The 17,119-nt window shown below is 67.9% G+C and carries 20 protein-coding genes; 15 read left to right on the forward strand and 5 right to left on the reverse strand.

Annotation, left to right across the window (positions count from 1 at the left end):
- The first annotated feature begins 55 nt into the window (after nucleotides 1-55).
- From HALDL1_10690 to HALDL1_10710, 5 genes are all read left to right on the forward strand, one after another.
- Entirely contained in the window at nucleotides 56-694 is a 639-nt protein-coding gene (locus HALDL1_10690) for a 50S ribosomal protein L1 (GenBank protein ID AHG04015.1), read from the forward strand.
- A gap of 1 nt (nucleotide 695) precedes the next feature.
- Nucleotides 696-1,742, forward strand: coding sequence for a 50S ribosomal protein L10 (locus tag HALDL1_10695; protein ID AHG04016.1), 1,047 nt, complete (start codon nucleotides 696-698; stop codon nucleotides 1,740-1,742).
- A 2-nt stretch (nucleotides 1,743-1,744) separates the two neighbouring features.
- Nucleotides 1,745-2,089 (forward strand): 50S ribosomal protein L12, encoded by a 345-nt coding sequence (rpl12p, locus tag HALDL1_10700; protein AHG04017.1) that lies wholly within the window; start codon nucleotides 1,745-1,747, stop codon nucleotides 2,087-2,089.
- Between the two features lie 129 nt (nucleotides 2,090-2,218).
- Nucleotides 2,219-3,451, forward strand: a complete 1,233-nt coding sequence (locus HALDL1_10705) for a hypothetical protein (GenBank protein ID AHG04018.1) — start codon at nucleotides 2,219-2,221, stop codon at nucleotides 3,449-3,451.
- 110 nt (nucleotides 3,452-3,561) lie between these two features.
- The gene (locus HALDL1_10710; GenBank protein ID AHG04019.1) at nucleotides 3,562-3,774 is read left to right on the forward strand and encodes a hypothetical protein; all 213 of its coding nucleotides are present in this window, start codon (nucleotides 3,562-3,564) and stop codon (nucleotides 3,772-3,774) included.
- A 32-nt stretch (nucleotides 3,775-3,806) separates the two neighbouring features.
- Here HALDL1_10710 and HALDL1_10715 read toward each other — a convergent pair whose 3' ends face one another.
- The 4 genes from HALDL1_10715 to HALDL1_10730 all read right to left on the reverse strand — a co-directional run bounded on the left by HALDL1_10715 (nucleotide 3,807) and on the right by HALDL1_10730 (nucleotide 7,418).
- Complete coding sequence (locus HALDL1_10715; GenBank protein ID AHG05291.1) at nucleotides 3,807-4,025, reverse strand: hypothetical protein; 219 nt, start codon at nucleotides 4,023-4,025, stop codon at nucleotides 3,807-3,809.
- Nucleotides 4,026-4,027: 2 nt separating this feature from the next.
- Entirely contained in the window at nucleotides 4,028-5,872 is a 1,845-nt protein-coding gene (locus HALDL1_10720; protein ID AHG05292.1) for a hypothetical protein, read from the reverse strand.
- Nucleotides 5,873-6,405: 533 nt separating this feature from the next.
- Nucleotides 6,406-6,699: a hypothetical protein gene (locus tag HALDL1_10725; GenBank protein ID AHG04020.1), complete on the reverse strand. Its 294-nt coding sequence runs from the start codon at nucleotides 6,697-6,699 to the stop codon at nucleotides 6,406-6,408.
- Between the two features lie 542 nt (nucleotides 6,700-7,241).
- Entirely contained in the window at nucleotides 7,242-7,418 is a 177-nt protein-coding gene (locus HALDL1_10730) for a hypothetical protein (protein ID AHG04021.1), read from the reverse strand.
- 360 nt (nucleotides 7,419-7,778) lie between these two features.
- Between HALDL1_10730 and HALDL1_10735 the strand changes: the two genes are divergently transcribed.
- The gene (locus HALDL1_10735) at nucleotides 7,779-8,015 is read left to right on the forward strand and encodes a hypothetical protein (GenBank protein ID AHG04022.1); all 237 of its coding nucleotides are present in this window, start codon (nucleotides 7,779-7,781) and stop codon (nucleotides 8,013-8,015) included.
- Nucleotides 8,016-8,022: 7 nt separating this feature from the next.
- On the opposite strand, the gene HALDL1_10740 is transcribed toward HALDL1_10735, so the two are convergent.
- Nucleotides 8,023-8,784 (reverse strand): hypothetical protein, encoded by a 762-nt coding sequence (locus HALDL1_10740; GenBank protein AHG05293.1) that lies wholly within the window; start codon nucleotides 8,782-8,784, stop codon nucleotides 8,023-8,025.
- A gap of 113 nt (nucleotides 8,785-8,897) precedes the next feature.
- Here HALDL1_10740 and HALDL1_10745 point away from each other — a divergent pair, with 113 nt between their 5' ends.
- The 9 genes from HALDL1_10745 to HALDL1_10785 all read left to right on the forward strand — a co-directional run bounded on the left by HALDL1_10745 (nucleotide 8,898) and on the right by HALDL1_10785 (nucleotide 17,105).
- Nucleotides 8,898-9,320, forward strand: a complete 423-nt coding sequence (locus HALDL1_10745; protein AHG04023.1) for a molecular chaperone Hsp20 — start codon at nucleotides 8,898-8,900, stop codon at nucleotides 9,318-9,320.
- Nucleotides 9,321-9,436: 116 nt separating this feature from the next.
- A complete protein-coding gene (locus tag HALDL1_10750; GenBank protein ID AHG05294.1) occupies nucleotides 9,437-10,879 on the forward strand; it encodes a hypothetical protein in 1,443 nt (480 codons plus the stop codon).
- 229 nt (nucleotides 10,880-11,108) lie between these two features.
- Entirely contained in the window at nucleotides 11,109-11,684 is a 576-nt protein-coding gene (locus tag HALDL1_10755; protein AHG04024.1) for a transferase, read from the forward strand.
- Entirely contained in the window at nucleotides 11,681-12,802 is a 1,122-nt protein-coding gene (locus HALDL1_10760) for an aminotransferase DegT (GenBank protein AHG04025.1), read from the forward strand. The genes HALDL1_10755 and HALDL1_10760 overlap by 4 nt, the downstream gene beginning before the upstream one ends.
- A complete protein-coding gene (locus HALDL1_10765) occupies nucleotides 12,799-13,773 on the forward strand; it encodes an oxidoreductase (protein ID AHG04026.1) in 975 nt (324 codons plus the stop codon). The genes HALDL1_10760 and HALDL1_10765 overlap by 4 nt, the downstream gene beginning before the upstream one ends.
- Nucleotides 13,770-15,155, forward strand: coding sequence for a nucleotide sugar dehydrogenase (locus HALDL1_10770; protein ID AHG04027.1), 1,386 nt, complete (start codon nucleotides 13,770-13,772; stop codon nucleotides 15,153-15,155). The genes HALDL1_10765 and HALDL1_10770 overlap by 4 nt, the downstream gene beginning before the upstream one ends.
- Complete coding sequence (locus HALDL1_10775; protein AHG04028.1) at nucleotides 15,146-15,943, forward strand: hypothetical protein; 798 nt, start codon at nucleotides 15,146-15,148, stop codon at nucleotides 15,941-15,943. Before HALDL1_10770 ends, HALDL1_10775 begins: the two co-directional genes overlap by 10 nt.
- Nucleotides 15,940-16,074, forward strand: a complete 135-nt coding sequence (locus tag HALDL1_10780) for a hypothetical protein (GenBank protein ID AHG05295.1) — start codon at nucleotides 15,940-15,942, stop codon at nucleotides 16,072-16,074. The genes HALDL1_10775 and HALDL1_10780 overlap by 4 nt, the downstream gene beginning before the upstream one ends.
- Nucleotides 16,074-17,105, forward strand: coding sequence for a hypothetical protein (locus HALDL1_10785; GenBank protein AHG04029.1), 1,032 nt, complete (start codon nucleotides 16,074-16,076; stop codon nucleotides 17,103-17,105). Before HALDL1_10780 ends, HALDL1_10785 begins: the two co-directional genes overlap by 1 nt.
- Nucleotides 17,106-17,119 lie beyond the last annotated feature (14 nt).

The raw sequence follows: 17,119 nt of genomic DNA on the forward strand, positions 1-17,119 counted from the left end.
ACTGACCCGTAGGAGATCTGGCCTTCACAGGGTCGACGCACTACGGAGGTGAAAGATGGCAGACAACGATATCCAAGAGGCGGTAGCTCGCGCACTCGACGAGGCCCCAGAGCGGAACTTCCGTGAGACGGTGGACCTCGCGATCAACCTGCGCGACCTCGACCTCAACGACCCGTCGAATCGAGTCGACGAGGGCGTCGTACTGCCGTCGGGCACCGGACAGGAGACGAAGATCGTGGTCTTCGCAGATGGCGAGACCGCGGTTCGAGCCGAGGAGGTCGCCGACGAGGTTCTCGACGCAGACGACCTCGCAGACCTCGCAGACGACACCGACGCCGCGAAGGACCTCGCTGACGATACGGACTTCTTCGTGGCGCAGGCATCCCTGATGCAGGACATCGCGGGTGCACTCGGTCAAGTTCTCGGCCCGCGCGGCAAGATGCCGACGCCGCTCCAGCCCGACGACGACGTCGTCGAGACAGTAAACCGAATGAAAAACACCGTGCAGCTTCGCAGCCGCGACCGGCGCACGTTCCACACGCGCGTCGGCGCGGAGGACATGTCCGCCGAGGACATCGCCAGCAACATCGACGTTATCCTGCGTCGCCTGCACGCGGACCTCGAGAAGGGCCCACTCAACATCGACGGCGTCTACGTCAAGACGACGATGGGGCCCGCCGTGGAGGTGGCCTGATATGTCCGCAGAAGAGCGCACGACGGACCACGTCCCCGAGTGGAAACAGCAGGAGGTCGACGAACTGGTCGACCTCCTCGAACAGTACGACAGCGTGGGTGTCGTGAGCGTCACGGGCATCCCGAGCAAGCAGCTCCAGGACATGCGCCGCGGCCTCCACGGTTCGGCGGCCCTGCGCATGAGCCGCAACACGCTGCTCGTTCGCGCGCTCGAGGAGGTCGACGACGGCCTCGAGGAGCTCACCCAGTACATCTCGGGTGAGGTCGGACTGGTCGCCACGAACGACAACCCGTTCGGGCTGTTCAAGCAGCTCGAGGCGTCGAAGACGCCGGCACCGATCAACGCCGGCGAGGTCGCCCCGAACGACATCGTCATCCCCGAGGGTGACACCGGCATCGACCCCGGTCCGTTCGTCGGCGAACTCCAGACCATCGGCGCCAACGCGCGCATCCAGGAGGGCTCCATCCAGGTGCTCGAGGACTCCGTCGTCACCGAGGAAGGTGAGACGGTGTCCAACGACGTGGCCAACGTCCTCGCGGAACTCGGCATCGAGCCGAAGGAGGTCGGCCTCGACCTGCGCGGCGTCTTCTCCGAAGGCGTCCTGTTCACGCCGGACGAACTGGAGATCGACGTCGAGGAGTACCGCGCGGACATCCAGTCCGCGGTGGCCTCGGCCCGGAATCTCTCGATCAACGCGGAGTACCCGACGGCGCAGACCGTCGGCGCGCTGGTCGCGAAGGCCAGCGGCGAGGCGAAGAGCCTCGGCCTCCAGGCGGCCATCGAGAGCCCGGATCTCGCCGACGACCTCGTCAGCAAGGCGGACGCGCAGGTTCGCGCGCTCGCCGCGCAGATCGACGACGAGGAGGCGCTCCCCGAGGAGCTCCAGGACGTCGAAGCGCCCGCTGCGCCCGCCGAGGGCGACAGCGAGGAGGAGGAGGAAGCACAGAGCGACGACCAAGATACTGAATCCGAGGCAGACGCCGACGACTCCGACGATGACGACGACGGAGACGACGGCGCCGAAGGCCTCGGGGAGATGTTCGGATAACAATGGAGTACGTTTACGCAGCACTCATCCTGAACGAGACTGGTGAAGAGCTCAACGAAGAAAACATCACTGGCGTCCTCGAGGCCGCCGGTGTCGATGTCGAGGAGTCCCGAGTGAAGGCGCTCGTCGCCGCGCTCGAGGACGTCGACATCGAGGAGGCCGTCGAACAGGCCGCCGCCGCACCCGCCGCGGGCGCCGCGCCCGCCGGTGGTGCCGCGGAGGCCGACGAGGCCGAAGCCGAGGAAGCGGACGAAGAGGAGCCCGAAGCGGAAGCGGAAGACGAGGGCGACGACGACGACGAGGAAGAGGAGGCCAGCGGCGAAGGTCTCGGCGACCTCTTCGGCTAATCCGGTTCCACAGCGACCCACATTCTTTCGCGCGCCACGCCACGTAGCGACGCGTACGTTCGTCCGTCCGGCATCGACAACGGGAGCGACGCGTAGGTTGAAATGCGAGTACGGGACCAACTCGACTCGATGGACGTCGTGGGGGTGCGCGTGTTCGTCGGGCCGGGTGCGACAGCGGTCGCGCTGGCAGCCGTCTCGACCGGCATCCTGCTCGGAACCTGCTCCGGCCTCGTCCCCGGGTTGCACGTCAACACGCTGGCGCTCCTGCTCGCCGCCGCCGCGCCGGCCGTTCCGGGACCGCCCCACCTCGTCGGCGCGGCGCTGCTCGCCGCGGGCGTGACCCACTCGTTCCTGGACGTCGTGCCGACGCTCGCGCTCGGGGTCCCGGACCCGGCGATGGCGGTCAGCGCGCTCCCCGGCCACCGACTCGTGATGGGAGGGCGTGGGCGAGAGGCGCTGCGCATCTCTGCGCTCGGTAGCGGCGTCGCTGTGGGGGTGGCCTTCGTCCTCGGGATTCCGGTGACCTGGGTCGCCAACCGCGTCGCGCCGCTCGTCTACGCCCACCTGACCGTGGTGGTCGCGGCGCTGCTGGTGTTTCTGCTCGCCCGCGAGACGTCGTGGCGGGCGCGCGCCGGCGGACTACTATCCGTCGTCGCGAGTGGCGCGCTCGGCGTCGTCGCACTCCCGATGGACCCGACCGGCGTGGTCCCGACGGGGGACGTGCTGGCGCCGCTGTTCGCGGGCCTGTTCGGTGCACCGGTGTTGCTCGCGGCCTACCGCGGGGCCGGCGTCCCCGAACAGGGCGACCCGGTTGTCGCCGACCGCCCGCGCGACGTGGTCGAACCCGGCGTGGCAGGGAGTCTGGCCGGCGCCGCAGTTGCGTACGTGCCCGGCGTCTCGGGCGCCATCGCGGCCATCTTCGCGCTCGAGGCCACCCGCACGGAGGGTGACCGGGCGTTCGTCGCGGCGCTCTCCGGAGTGAACACGGCCAACACGGTCTTCGCGCTGTACGCACTGTTCGCCCTGGGTGATCCGCACACGGGCGTCCTGGTGGCGTTCGAGCGGGCGAAACTCCCCCGGACGCTCCCCCTGCTGCTCGCGAGCGTCGCGCTGGCTGCCGTCGTCGCGGCCGTCCTTGTCCCGGTGCTCGGTGACCGGTACTTCCGGCTCGTCCGTGCCGTCAACCATCGGCGACTCACGGTCGCGGTCTGCGTCCTCCTGGTAGTCCTGTCGTGGCTATTCGCGGGGGTGGTTGGCGTCGCGTTACTCGTCGTCGCGACGCTGGTCGGGACGATTCCGCCATGGTTCGGCGCCCGTCGCGTCCACCTGATGGCAGTGTTGCTCGTCCCCATCGCGCTCTGACCGCGGCCGGGCGCCGACCGACCCGACGCCTGTGGAGTCTCTCGAAAGCCGGCGTTTCGCGGTGTACGGCGTTCATACCAATGGTGGCCGGCCTGCTACTGTGGGTCGGCATGACTGCTGTCAAAATCATCAAAGTGCTGGGCACTTCAGAGGAGTCCTGGGAACACGCCGCCGAGAACGCGGTCGAACAGGCGAGCAACACCGTCGAGAACATCAGCGGGGTGGAGGTAGAGGACTGGACTGCGGACGTGGAGGGAGGAACCGTCACCAACTACAAGGCGACCGTGGAGATCGCGTTCCCCGTAAAGGGGTCCCAGGAATGAGGGCTTCGGACGTCAGCGGGTGAGCGGCCGGGTCAGACCATCGTCTCGAGGTCGCAGATGGCCGATTCCTCGACGACCATGAACGCGTCCTCACGAAGCATGTCCTCGTCCTCGGGCAGGACGAGCACCTGCGGCCGGCCGCCGGCGGTGGTCTGGATGACGTCGAGTTCGATGAGTTCGTACTCGAGGTCGTTCGACGGGTCGGGGTCAGGGGAGACTTCCTTCCAGTCGGTGGCAGGGAGAGACGCCATCGTTAGACGTCCCGGTAAATGGCGATCTCGGCGTCGCCGCTGACCGTCACGTTCTCGACACTCCCGCTGAACCGGTAGGAGTCGACGCCGCTGCCGACGATGCCGACGACCTGTCCGTCGCTGGCGATGTCCTCCAGTTCGTCCCACTCGTTGCCGTCGCTGGTGACGACGCTCGCCGCGGCGTCCCGGGTGACTTCCTCTGTCACCGTGAACGTGTACGTCGACGCGGCTTCCTTGTCCCGCGCGAACACGGAGACGCGGTGCGGGAGAGGGTCGTCTGTGCTGCCGTCGGACGTGCTGCCATCAGACGTGGTGTCGTCGCTCGTGCTGTCGTCCGTCGTCTTCCCGGTCGACTCGTCGTAGATGGTGGCGCCGTCGGCGACGAGTTCCTCGAACGTCGTCGTGACGCCGTTGAGCGCCAGCGTGTAGTCGTAACCGTCGTCGAGCGCGTAGTCGACGACTGTGCCGGTGAACCGGAAGGAGTCCAGTTCGTCGGGCCCGAGGTTGTTGATCTCGACCTGCGTGTTCCCGTCCGAGAGCGTCGTGATGGAGTCGCTGCCGGACTCGGCGTGCTCGCCGAGCGTCGCGTCGCCGCTCACGACCACGTCGAGGTCGAAGTCGCCAGCGACTGCGTCGCTGGACGTGGGGTTATCGGGGTCGCCGTGGAGAACGAGCGTGTGCTCGTACTCCGTCGTCGTGGTCTCCTCCTCGGTCGGCTCCTGGGTGGTCGTGCCGCTACCGCTCCCAAAAGGGCCGACGTCGGAGCCAACACCCTCGATTTCGTCGGCGACGGCGTAGCCAGTGATCTCCGAGGGGAGGGGCACCGTGACCTCCTGGTCCGTGAGTCCGTTCCCGGAGTAGTCCGGCTGGATGCCGCGGTTGCCCGAGCCGGAGAACGTGCAGTCCTCGATGGTGACGGTGCAGTCACCGCCGGTCTTGTCGCGGACGACCCAGCCGTCGGTGTCGTTGTGGAAGTGGCAGTTCCGGATCTCGACGTTGGCGCCCGGCGCTTCGTCGTGGATCTCGACCAGGTCGGCCGTGCCGGTGACGTCGAGGTAGACGACGTAGCAGTTCTCGATGACGAAGTTGCCCGGGTAGCGCATCCGGATGCCGCGGGCGTACGAACCGGCCTCGTAGTCGCTTCGTGTCTGCTGGGTCACGGCGACCAGGCAGTTCCGGATGTACGTCGTGTGGTCCATCGGGTTCGACGTCCCGGCGCTCTCTCGGTGACCGACACGGATGTTGGCGATGTTGTTGTTGACCGCTGCGACGTTCTCGTACGTCGCCGGTGCTTTGTCGGTGTACGCGCCGTTGTTCGCCATCCACGCGATCGCGGAGTTCCGGACGGTCGTCCGCTCACTGCCACCGTCGGGGTGGTAGAACGCGCGGTCCTCGCCCTGGCCGCCGCCCTCCGGCCAGATGAAGCCGTCGACGACGCTGCCCGGGTGGAGGTCGAGACCGGACTTCGACTGTGGGTTGTCGCCGCGGACCACGACGTTCTCGAGTGTCCCCTCGACGGAGCCGGACATCGTGCCGGACTCGAGATTCCAGACGACGTCGCCAGGGTTCCCCTCGCCGACGAGCGAGTCGCCGGACGCGATGTCCACGCCCGAGCCGCTCCACGAGTACTCGCCAGCGGGGATGGTGACGTCGCCACTCGCGTCGAGGAACTCTTCGACACTGCCCTGAGCCCGCGCATTGCCGAGTAGGGTCGTGCTACCGCCGATTGCGGCGGCCGCACCGACTGTCTTGATGAACGTCCGCCGGCTGGTAGACGGAGCTTTCTCGTCGCTCGCGTCGGTAGGAGTCTCTTTCTGCGTTTCGTCGTCGTTGTGGCGTTTCGCCATGGACCGGTAGATTGGGGTTACCTAAAAAGGGATTCTGACGGGGTAGCCGTCCGACGGTAGTAGGATGCTCCTTCTTGCGGACAGATGGATGCAAGATAGGGACGAGTTAGATACCAGATAAAGGTGAACGACGGTAGATACCCCTTACCCATCTATAGAAGCGGCTTTCGAGGCGGAAGGTGTTGGCTACTGTGACTGTCGAGGCGGTACGAGCGGCGTACTTGGGGAAGCAGCAGCCTATTCCGCGGGTAAGAGGCTCTTACCAGGCGTCGAGGCGGCGATTTAGGCGTATTCTGCCTCGCACCCGACGTCGAGTACTCTGCGGGGGGAAGCGGTAGGGAGGACAGTACGCGCGTCGCGAAGGACGCGTGACCTACGACCGCAGGACACTGCGCTCCAGGCGCATCGTGGTCCGCGTGAGCGTTCACAGGACGCTGCTCGCACTGCTAGACGTAGGTACCAAGAGAAGGCATCGGGCAGACTGTACAGCAAGCTACTGTGACCGCTCTCGGTCACCGAGCGTGTGCTCGGCCCTACGTCCAGATCTCGATGACGCCCGCGCCGGTGATGCGGACGTCGACACCGTCGTGCGTGAACGAGAGTTCGAGGCGCGGCGAGTCCGAGTTGGTTAGGAGTGCGTCGAGTGCGTCTGCGTCGACGCTGTGCTGTAGTGGGTCGAGCTCCGTCTGCTCTTTCCCCGTCGCTTCCGCGACTGCCTCCGCGACAGCGGTGCTCGGGTTCCCGTAGGAGGTCCAGTCCGACCGGAAGATGCCCGTGTCAGAATCTGAACGCGTCGAATTCCGGGAAAGGTTCTTATCAGATGGCATGGAGTTCGTTTGTCGCTGCCGTTGCTTACCGTTCGGGGGTTAAATAATCGGTGGATTCGGGCAGAAGCTTCGCTTTGCCGGGTTCTATCGCACCGGGCCCCCGGGACGCGTGCCGACTGAACCCGATAACTACCAGGTAGGAGTCACGTTCGAGGACCGCTACTGCGTGGATTCCCACGCGGGTCGGCTGGGCGGACCGTCCGCGACGGGGAGGCCGACAATTCCGGGGCGGTACCCGGCCCGCGCGGAACAGTGACAGGCCGGTGTCAGCGAGACTCGCCGGTACAATCGGCGGACCAGACCGTCGAATCCCGTCTAAACGTCAGTCATCGCACGTTCTCACGCACCCGCTGGGCGGTCCTCTCGGCATCCCCCAGGTAGCCGCCCCATCTACCGCGACTCGGGGCCTCCTGGTCGGGAAAGAACGCAGGCGAGAAGAGAACGAACAGCCGCTGTCGACGAACGCGTGCGGGCACTGCCCCACTACCCCCGTTCGTAGCCGCCCGATCAGACACCGGGCCGGGAGCCAGCGGCGACTCTCGTCACTCGCTCCACGCGAGCGGCGACTCAGACCGACTCTGTGAGTTCGACGCGGCACCGTCGTCGAGCTCAGCGTTCGGCACACAGTCCATACAGTTGTGGACCGAGTCCTGGTTGTCACCGAACACTCGTGCGAACTGGACTGTCACGTGACTCCCGCAGTTTCTACACTGTGGCATCGTTGATGTACGCACAGGCCACGGATTTGGTTATACACCTCCTTCACCCGGGGCCCACTTCGTCCGGTTACCCGGGAAGCCCGCCCCGTCCCCGCAGCGGCGCTGTGCGTGCCTCTCGGCCGCCGAGTGGTCCCGTTACCAGCCAGATAACTGAGCGCTGAGGCTATCGACTGTAACCGCGGCTTACCATCTGTGGTCCGCCGAGAGCGCCTCGCCCCGTTCGAACCCGTCGCAGTCTGTCGGTTCTTTCGAATCAGTCGTGGCCATCGTCCGCGTAGCTGCAGTATTACAATGCGCTCGTCAGGCGTGAGCGTGACCGGTGACGACGCCGGACAGCGGCGCCCCGTCACCTGATTGACTATGGTACGCGCGTTCAACGCCGACGACAAGGGGAAGAAAGTGATGACGAACGACGGCGACAGCGTCGGAACCGTCCAGGAGGTCGAGGAGGACACCGCGCACGTCCAGCCGGACAGCGACCTGTCGACGAGCATCCGCCAGCGCCTGGGGTGGGCGAAGGACGACAAGGAGATGTTCGCGCTCGACAACTCCCACGTGCGCTCGTTCACCGACGACGAGGTGTATCTGAAGGACTGAGTCCGCCTCAGGCGCTCCCGGCGCCGCGAACCGCAGCCTCGATGCCGTCGAGGTGGCCGTAGCCGACGACGGCGACGACCGACGACTCTTTTCGCATCGCGGCGAGCCGACGCCCCATGAACCGTTCCCGGGTCGCGTCGAGAATGCGGGTCGCTTTCGGCGGGTCGAACGCGCGCAGCAGCGTGCTGCTGCGCTGGAGGTGCGATCGCTCGTGCGCGGCCTGCTCTGTGGGCGACGCTTCGGGGGTGCAGTCGTACGTGCGCGTCCGCTCGAACCCGCTGCCGAGCCACCGGTCCGAAACTCCCGCATGGCGGAGACAGCCGAGCGCGGTGTGGGTGACGAACCGCCCGAAACCGTACACCGCGCGGGCGGCCGTCTCGAGGTTCGGGTCGGCCGCCCGCAGCTCCGAGAAGAGGGCGCCGACCGAGTGCCGACCGGGGACGTCGATGCCCGCGACCTCGTCGGCCGTCGTCGCGGCGATAGCGCCGGCCATCTCGCCGCCTTCTTCGCCGCCCGCGGCGGCGTACTCCTCGAACATCCCCACCAGAACGTCCGGCAGTTCGAGCGCGAGCGTGTCGGGGTCGAGTTCGGCTGCGACGGTTCGCGCGCGATAGACACTGGAGGGGTGGTCGTGTGCGACGCCGACGACGACCACAGGTTCGTCGCCGCCCTCGCCGGGGATAACCCGGACGTACTCCTGTTCTAGCCGGGGGTCGTTTTCGAAGACTTCCCGGAGCCGTCTGTGGGTTTCGGACTGTTCGCCCGTCACTGTCGTTCGACCGTCGTAGGGACCATCTTACCGTTGGTACAGGCCGAGTCTACTTACGTTGTGCGCGTCCTAACAGCGTCCTAACAAAGCTCGCTGGCCCCGAATCGACGACGATGTCCAGAAACAGCCCGTTCGGCGACTTCGAGCGCATCGTCGACGAGATGCAGAAGCGACTCGACGACTCCGGCGGCGGTGGCCAGCGAGGAACCCAGCCCAGCCTCGACGTGGTGGAGTACGACGAGGAGTTCGTCGTCAGTGTCGACCTCCCCGGCCACGAGACCGACGACGTGGAGGTCAAGCTCGTCGGACGAACGCTCACCGTGGAGACCGAGCGGTCACGCGAGGAGAGAGTCGAGGAGGACGACGGCCAGTTCATCCGCCAGGAGCGCTCCCGGAGCACCTCGAGCCAGCAGGTGGAGTTCCCGGCGAGCGTGCGGGGTAGCGACGCCGCCGCGACGATGCAGAACGGCGTGCTCACCGTTACGGTGCCGAAGACAGACACCGAACAGGACAGCACCAGGGTCGACATCGAGTGAGACCGGAGAGAGCCACCGAGCGCTTCTACCGGCAGAAATCGAGGGTTCAGGCCGGGCTTACTCGACGGAATCGCTCCATAACAAACCCGCTTGGCTAGCATCGTTCTACCATCACTATGAACCGCCGGACGGTCCTCTCCAGCATCGGCACCGCCGCACTCGTCGCCGTCGCCGGTTGTGGCGGTTCTCAGGACCAGCAGTCGACGACGGGGGACGGACAGCCCGACTCGGACGGGTCGGGCGGTCCACCGTCGCAACCACCGGGGAACGAACAGTACCCGCGGTCGCTCGCCGAGGAGTTCGGCTTCGACGAGGTCGTGAACTTCGGCGAGATGGGCGCCGACCAGACGGGGAACCGACCCGCGGACGACCTGTTCAAGGAGCATCTGGTGGACAACCGACTGCTCTACCTGCCGCCCGGCCGCTACCGCGTCACCGACACGCTGATGTTCGGCGGCGGTGGCAGCGACCGCCTCGGCATTGTGGGTGAGAACGCGACCATCGTCCCACCGGACGGGTTCCAGGGCGTCATGTTCGGCTTCGGCTACCCGTCGACGCTCTCGGAGTTGCTGGTGGAAGGACTCACGTTCGACTGCACCGCGAAGAACACGGGTGTCCGCCCCTTCTTCGTGAGCGCCGACGACCAGATCGTCGCGAAGAACCTCACGGTCCGCGGGGAGATCGACGTCAGACAGGACGTCCTCCGGTTCGACGTGACGAGCAAGTCGGGCCAGGCGCTCGTCAGGGACGTCAACCTGCCCGACGGCGGCGTCCCGGGGATGGGTGTCACCGGCATGGAGGTCGGCGACAAGAACCACGGCGACATCAGGTTCGTGGACTGCCACGTCGCCGGCTTCCCGGACAACGGCCTCTACGCGGACCCGCCGGAAGGGCGAGTAGAGGTGCTCGGCGGAACGTTCCTCAACAACGGCATCGCGGGCGTGCGCATCGAGACAGCGAACGAGAGCGTCGTCCGCGGCGTGCACGTCCGCTGCGACGACGCCTCGGGCGCCGGCGAGAACATGCGGGGCATCCGTCTCCGGAGCGGCAAGTCGTTGCTCGTCGAGGACTGCCTGGTGGAGATGCTCGACGTCACGACGAGCGACGGCGCGGTGACGTTCTCCTCGGAGCTCGGCTCCGCGACGGTCCGCAACTGCCAGATCAAGGTCGACGCCGACAAGGTCAACGCCGTCCGCATCAAGGAGCCGATGGGGGAGGGCGCCGAACGGGGGCCGTTCCGCTGTGAGAACGTGGTCATCACCGGGTCGGCTGCCGGCGGCGAGGCCATCCAGGCGGCGAACCGCAACGGCTGCAAGTTCGACAGCGTCTGCGTCCACCAGACTGGCGAGAACCGGGACGGTTTGGTCGCGGACAACGTCGTCGGGGAACTCCAGAACGCGTACATCTCCGTCACGGGCGACCCGATCTCCGCGAAGGACTCCGTCATCACCCGGACGAACGTCAACATGAACTCGCGGCCGGGGAAGACCAGCGCGGACATCGACCGCTACTGCAACGCCGCCGAGACCACCGGGGACCCCCACCCGAACGAGGAGTAACCCACTCCGTACTCGGGCTGTGGACGAAACCCTGTAATCGCCATCAGGCGAGGTCTAACGCCTCGCAAGCGCGTCTATAACAATGAGACGTTCGCGGGATAAACCGACAACCGCCACCGGCGGTGTCGACAATGTCTCCACGAACCAAACCTATCCGAACCGCCCGGCCGAACCGACCCGAGAGCCGCGCATCGAGCGCTGAACGTCGCCACGTGGGAGGAGGGGAACGATGACTGACGCCGCATTCGGTCCCGAAGCCGACGTCCACCCAGACGCGACGCTCGGCGAACGAACGGACGACGAGCCGACCATCGGTGCGGAGCCGACCATCCGCAGGGGAACCGTCGTCTACGCCGACGTAGAAATCGGCGACCGGTTCACCACCGGTCACGACGCCCTGGTCCGCGAGGACACCACCATCGGCGACGACGTGCTCGTCGGTACGCAGGCAGTCATCGACGGCGCCTGCACCATCGGCGACGGGACGCGCCTCCAGACGGGCGTCTACCTCCCCGCGAACACGACTGTCGGCGACCGCGTGTTCTTCGGACCGCACGCCGTGCTCACGAACGACCCGTACCCGCTCCGCACGGCGACAGAGCTCGTGGGTCCGACCATCGAGGACGACGCTTCCATCGGCGCGAACGCGACGATCCTCCCAGGCGTCACTGTCGGCGAGGGCGCGTTCGTGGCCGCGAACGCCGTCGTCACCGAGGACGTCCCACCGGAGACGCTGGCGGTCGGCTCGCCGGCCGTCCACGAACCGCTGCCGGAGGAGCTCGAAGGGGGGAACGCGAGCCGATGATTCCGATAGCCGCCCCCGACGTCGGTGCCGCCGAGCGCGAGCGCGTCCTCGAAGTGCTCGAGGACGGCCAGCTCGCCGACGGCCCCGTCGTGCGCGAGTTCGAGGACGAGTTCGCCGACTTCTGCGGCGCCGAGGAGGCCGTCGCGACGACGAACGGCACCACTGCCCTCCACGCGACCCTGGAGGCACTCGGCGTCGGCCCCGGCGACACCGTGGTGACGACGCCGTTCTCGTTCATTGCGAGCGCGAACGCCATCCGTCTCGCGGGCGCCGAACCTGTGTTCGCTGACGTCGAACCGGAGACGCTGACGCTCGACCCCGAGACCGTCAAGGACGTCGTCTGTCGCCGCGACGACGTCGCCGCGATTCTCGCGGTCCACCTCTACGGGATGCCCGCCGAGATGCGACAACTCAGGGACATCGCCGACGACCACGGCCTCGCGCTCGTCGAGGACGCCGCGCAGGCCCACGGCGCCGAGTACCGCGGGGAACCCGTCGGCACGCTCGGCGACGCGGCGTGTTTCTCCTTCTACCCGACGAAGAACATGACCTCGGGCGAAGGCGGGATGGTGACGACGGACCACTCGGCGCTCGCCGACCGCGTCCGACGGTTCTGTGACCACGGCCGCACGTCGGGGTACGACCACGCCGACGTCGGCCACAACTTCCGCATGACGAGCCTCTGTGGCGCCATCGGGCGCGCACAGCTCCGGAAGCTCGCGGAGTACAACGTCGCCCGGCGCGGCAACGCCGCCTACCTCAGCGACCGCCTCGAGGACGCCAGCGTGGAGACGCCGGCCGAACCACGGAACCGGCGCTCGGTCTACCACCAGTACACCGTGCGCTCGGACGACCGCGAGGGGCTGAAGGCCCACCTCGCCGACGCCGGCGTCCAGACCGGCGTCTACTACCCGACACCGATCCACCAGCAGGGGGCGTACGCAGACGTTCGCGCGGATATGCCGGTCGCAGAGCGAGCAGCCGACCGCGTACTCTCCTTGCCAGTCCACCCCGCGCTCTCCGTCCAGGACCTCGACGACATCGCCGACGCCGTTGAATCGTTCGACGCCCAACCGACTGGCGCCAACGTCGCCGAAACAGGTGTGATGGACTCGTGAGCGGCACGCAACTCCGCGCTGGCGTCATCGGCGTCGGGAGTATGGGCCGCAACCACGCGCGGGTCTACCAGGAGCTCTCGGACACCAAGCTCGTCGGCGTCGCCGACGCCGACCGCGCGGCCGCAATCAGGGTCGCGACGGAGTACGGGACGTCCGCGCTGGACACCGACGTGCTCCTCGACCGCGTGGACGTCGTCTCCATCGCGGTGCCGACACCGGTGCACGCGACGCTCGTCGAGGACTGCATCGACGCCGGCGTCCACGCGCTCGTCGAGAAGCCGTTCGTCGACGACCCGGCACGCGGCCGGGAACTCGCGGCGGCCGCGCGGGCCGCCGGGGTCACCCTCCAGGTCGGCCACATCGAGCGGTTCAACCCGGCGGTGCGCACGCTCGCGGACATCGTCCCAAACCTCGACGTGATGGCGGTGACGGCCGAGCGACTCGGCCCGCCGCTCGACCGCGAGATGGAGTCGAACGTCGTCTTCGACCTGATGATCCACGACATCGACATCGTCCGGTCGATGCTCGGCGACGACCCGGTGTCCGTCACCGCCTCGGGAACCGCCGAGGGCGACTACGCCACGGCGTGCTGCTCGTTCGACGACGGCGCGGTGGCGTCGCTGACCGCTAGCCGCGTCACCCAGCAGAAGGTCCGTCGACTGGCGGTGACGGCCCGGGAGTGCCGGGTCACCGTCGACTACACCGACCAGTCAGTCGAGATCCACCGGAGTTCGACGCCGGAGTACGTCGCCTCCGACGGCGACATCCGCCACCGCACGGAGAGCGTCGTCGAGCGCCCGCTGGTCGAGAACGGAGAACCCCTGAAACACGAACTGTCGGCGTTCGCCGAGGCCGTCAGGGAGGGGACCGAGCCGGTCGTGACCGCCGAGGACGGCGTTCGTGCGGTCGAACTGGCCCAGCGAATCAACGAACTCATCGTCACCCGCAGCGCCACGGAGGTGCCGCAGTGAGCCGCTCGCTGTACGGGTCGGCGGCGGCGCCGTCCACGCAGCGTGAGTGGTTCCGCACCGGCGAGGTGCCGGTGGCCGTCTACGGCCTCGGCAAGATGGGGCTGCCGCTGGCGGCCGTCTACGCGGAGACGTCCGGCAACGTGACCGGCGTCGACATCGACGAGTCGGTCGTCGAGGCGGTCAACGCCGGGCGGTCCCACGTGGAGCGCGAACCGGGGCTGCAGGACCTCGTCGCGGACCTCACGAGCCGGGGCGCGCTCTCCGCCACGACGGACGGCGTCGAGGCGGCACGCGACGCGTCCATCCACGTCGTCATCGTGCCGACGCTCGTCGACGACAACAACGAACCCGACCTCTCGGCGGTCACCTCGGTCGTCTCGGACGTGGCCAGCGGGCTCTCGCCGGGCGACCTGGTCGTCGTCGAATCGACGCTCCCGCCGCGAACGAGCAGGGACGTCCTGCGGCCGCTGCTCGAGGACCGCAGCACCGTGGCGAGCGAAGAGTTCGGCCTCGCGTTCTGCCCGGAGCGGACGGCCAGCGGCCGCGCGCTCGGGGACATCCGCGGCGCCCACCCGAAGGTCGTCGGCGGTGACGACGACGAGAGCACGCGGGTCGCGGAACTCGTCTACAACGAGATCGTCGACAACGACGTGATTCCGGTGTCGGACACCACCACCGCGGAGGCCGTGAAGGTGTTCGAGGGGCTCTACCGGGACGCCAACATCGCGCTCGCCAACGAACTCGCGAAGTTCACCGACGAACTCGACATCGACGTGCGTGAGGCCATCGACGCGGCGAACACGCAGCCGTTCTGTGACCTCCACACGCCCGGCCCCGGCGTCGGCGGCCACTGCATCCCCTACTACCCGTACTTCGTGTTGAACTGGCTGCACGGCGACGCGCCGCTCGTTGCGACGGCGCGCCGCGTGAACGACGGGATGCCCGGGTTCGTTGTAGACACCGTCTCGGAGGGGCTGGCCGCCGCCCACGAGGCCGAGGAGCAGAACGACGTCTACGCGGCGGACGGGGGCGCCGTCGAGGACGCGACGGTGGCCGTTCTCGGACTGACCTACCGGGCGGGCGTCCAGGAGACCCGCGCGAGTCCGGGCGTCGACATCTGCGAAGACCTCGACAATCGCGGCGCCGAGGTCCTCGCCGCGGACCCGCTCGTCGACGCCGAAGGGGTGCCCGCAGAGCACGTCGAACTCGACGAACTCGCGGACCGCGACCTCGACGCCGCCGTGCTCGCCACCGCCCACGCGGAGTTCGACACCGTCGACTGGACGACGTTCGACCCGATGGTCGTGGTGGACGGGCACGACGCGCTCCACCTCTCCGGCACGGACCACCGGGTGTACACAGTCGGGAGGGGGTGGCAGTGAACGACGGGTTCACGATGGCCGGCTACGCCGACCTCCTCGACGCCATCGCGGAAGCCGGCTACGACACCCTCACCGTCCGAGAGTACCTCACGGCGGGGCGACTCCCGGAACGGTTCGTCGTGCTCCGCCACGACGTCGACCGGAAGCCCGACAACGCCGAGCGCATGGCGGAACTGGAGGCCGAGTACGGCGTCCGGGCGACCTACTACTACCGGGCGAGGACGTTCTCCCCGGAGCGCGTGCAGCGCGTCGAGGCGCTCGGCCACGAGGTGGGCTACCAGTACGAGGACTACGCCGACGCGGGCGGCGACACCGAACTCGCCCACGCGCTGTTCCGGAACAATCTCCGCGTGTTCCGCCGCGCCTGCGACGTCGACACCGTCTGTATGCACGACACGCCGCTGTCGCCCCACGACAACCAGGAACTGTGGGCGGGCGCGGAGGCGCCCGGCTTCGCGGACTACGACCTCGTGGGGGACGCCTACCTCTCGGTGGACTTCGTCGACGTCCCGTACTTCTCGGACGTCGGACGCACCTGGACGGACGTCCCCACTGGCGTCGAGCGGCGCGCGGTCGGCTGCCACGACAAACCGGTCTCCGCTGACACCACGTCGGCCCTCACTCGGCTCCTCCACGACCGCGAACTGGACCGGGCGTGCCTGCTCGTCCACCCCAACCGGTGGGTGGACTCACTGCCCGAACTGGTCGTCGAACGCTCGAAGGAACGCGCCGCGAACCTCGTGAAACGCGGCGTCGGACTGTTCGAGGACGACACAGCAACATCATGACCACGAACGCCTACGCACTGGACGAACGAACGGACGCATCGGGGGAAACGAACGGGGGGTCGCCGGGGGGCTGGCCCGACGGCAGCGCGCCGGGCTCGCGGCGCCGGGCAGACGACGGGATGGTCGACTGATGCACGCGCTCGTCGACGTCACCCACCCGGCGCACGTCCACCTCTTCCGGAACGCCATCACGGCCCTCGAGGAGCGCGGCCACGAGGTCAGCGTCGCGTCCCGGGAGAAGGACGTGACGACGGAACTGCTCGACGCCTACGGCATCGAGCACACGCCGCTCACGGGCAAGCAGACAGGGCGCTTCGCGCTCCCCCGGGAGTGGGTGAGCCGCGAACTGCGGCTGTTCCGCTTCATGCGAGCCACCTCGCCGGACGTCGTGCTCAGTCACCTCAATCCGGCCGCCGCACACGTCTCGCGCGCGCTGGGCGTCCCGAACGTCGTCTTCCACGACACGGAGGTCGCGGGCCTCGTCGAGCGGTTCACGGCGCCGTTCGCGGAAGTCGTCTGCACTCCCGCAGAGTTCGACCGCGAGGTGCCCGGCCGGCAGTTGCGCTACGAGGGGTTCCACGAACTCGCCTACCTCCACCCCGCGCGCTTCGAAGCCGACCCCCAACCGCTGTACGAGGCCGGTATCGACCCCTACGAGCCGTTCTCGGTCGTCCGCCTCGTCGCCATGGACGCCCACCACGACCACGGCTCTGGAGGCTTCTCGCGAGAGCAGGTCGCGGACCTCGTGGAGGGCCTCTCCGAGCACGGCGACGTCTACGTCACGGGCGAGAACGACCTCCCCGACGAACTGGGCGCCTACGAAGCGCCGACGCCGCCGGAGGCGATGCTCGACCTGCTCGCGTTCGCGGACCTCTACGTGGGCGACTCCGGAACAATGGCGACGGAGGCCGGGCTACTCGCCACGCCCGCGGTGCGCTACAACCCGCTGGACAGCGAGATGAGCGTCTTCGAGGAACTCGCTGAGTACGGCCTCGTCACCTCCACGATGGACGCCGACGAGGCCGTCGAGCGGGCCCTGACGCTGGCCGCGGACCCGGACGCGGGCGCCCGGTGGCGCCGCCGCCGGCGCGAGTTGCTCGCGGAGAAGGTCGACGTCACCGCGCTCGCCGTCGAACTCGCAGAGGAGGTCGGCGGACCGTGATTGGGAACCGCGAG

Source organism: Halobacterium sp. DL1, assembly GCA_000230955.3.
In the GTDB taxonomy this organism is placed as follows: domain Archaea; phylum Halobacteriota; class Halobacteria; order Halobacteriales; family Halobacteriaceae; genus Halobacterium.

Coding starts and splice junctions, on each gene's coding strand:
- HALDL1_10710 (AHG04019.1), top strand. CDS start 3,562: ATGACTGCTGTCAAAATCATCAAAGTGCTGGGCACTTCAGAGGAGTCC.
- HALDL1_10785 (AHG04029.1), top strand. CDS start 16,074: ATGCACGCGCTCGTCGACGTCACCCACCCGGCGCACGTCCACCTCTTC.
- HALDL1_10720 (AHG05292.1), bottom strand. CDS start 5,872: ATGGCGAAACGCCACAACGACGACGAAACGCAGAAAGAGACTCCTACC.
- HALDL1_10755 (AHG04024.1), top strand. CDS start 11,109: ATGACTGACGCCGCATTCGGTCCCGAAGCCGACGTCCACCCAGACGCG.
- HALDL1_10690 (AHG04015.1), top strand. CDS start 56: ATGGCAGACAACGATATCCAAGAGGCGGTAGCTCGCGCACTCGACGAG.
- HALDL1_10705 (AHG04018.1), top strand. CDS start 2,219: ATGGACGTCGTGGGGGTGCGCGTGTTCGTCGGGCCGGGTGCGACAGCG.
- rpl12p (AHG04017.1), top strand. CDS start 1,745: ATGGAGTACGTTTACGCAGCACTCATCCTGAACGAGACTGGTGAAGAG.
- HALDL1_10750 (AHG05294.1), top strand. CDS start 9,437: ATGAACCGCCGGACGGTCCTCTCCAGCATCGGCACCGCCGCACTCGTC.
- HALDL1_10745 (AHG04023.1), top strand. CDS start 8,898: ATGTCCAGAAACAGCCCGTTCGGCGACTTCGAGCGCATCGTCGACGAG.
- HALDL1_10725 (AHG04020.1), bottom strand. CDS start 6,699: ATGCCATCTGATAAGAACCTTTCCCGGAATTCGACGCGTTCAGATTCT.
- HALDL1_10780 (AHG05295.1), top strand. CDS start 15,940: ATGACCACGAACGCCTACGCACTGGACGAACGAACGGACGCATCGGGG.
- HALDL1_10730 (AHG04021.1), bottom strand. CDS start 7,418: ATGCCACAGTGTAGAAACTGCGGGAGTCACGTGACAGTCCAGTTCGCA.
- HALDL1_10715 (AHG05291.1), bottom strand. CDS start 4,025: ATGGCGTCTCTCCCTGCCACCGACTGGAAGGAAGTCTCCCCTGACCCC.
- HALDL1_10735 (AHG04022.1), top strand. CDS start 7,779: ATGGTACGCGCGTTCAACGCCGACGACAAGGGGAAGAAAGTGATGACG.
- HALDL1_10695 (AHG04016.1), top strand. CDS start 696: ATGTCCGCAGAAGAGCGCACGACGGACCACGTCCCCGAGTGGAAACAG.
- HALDL1_10760 (AHG04025.1), top strand. CDS start 11,681: ATGATTCCGATAGCCGCCCCCGACGTCGGTGCCGCCGAGCGCGAGCGC.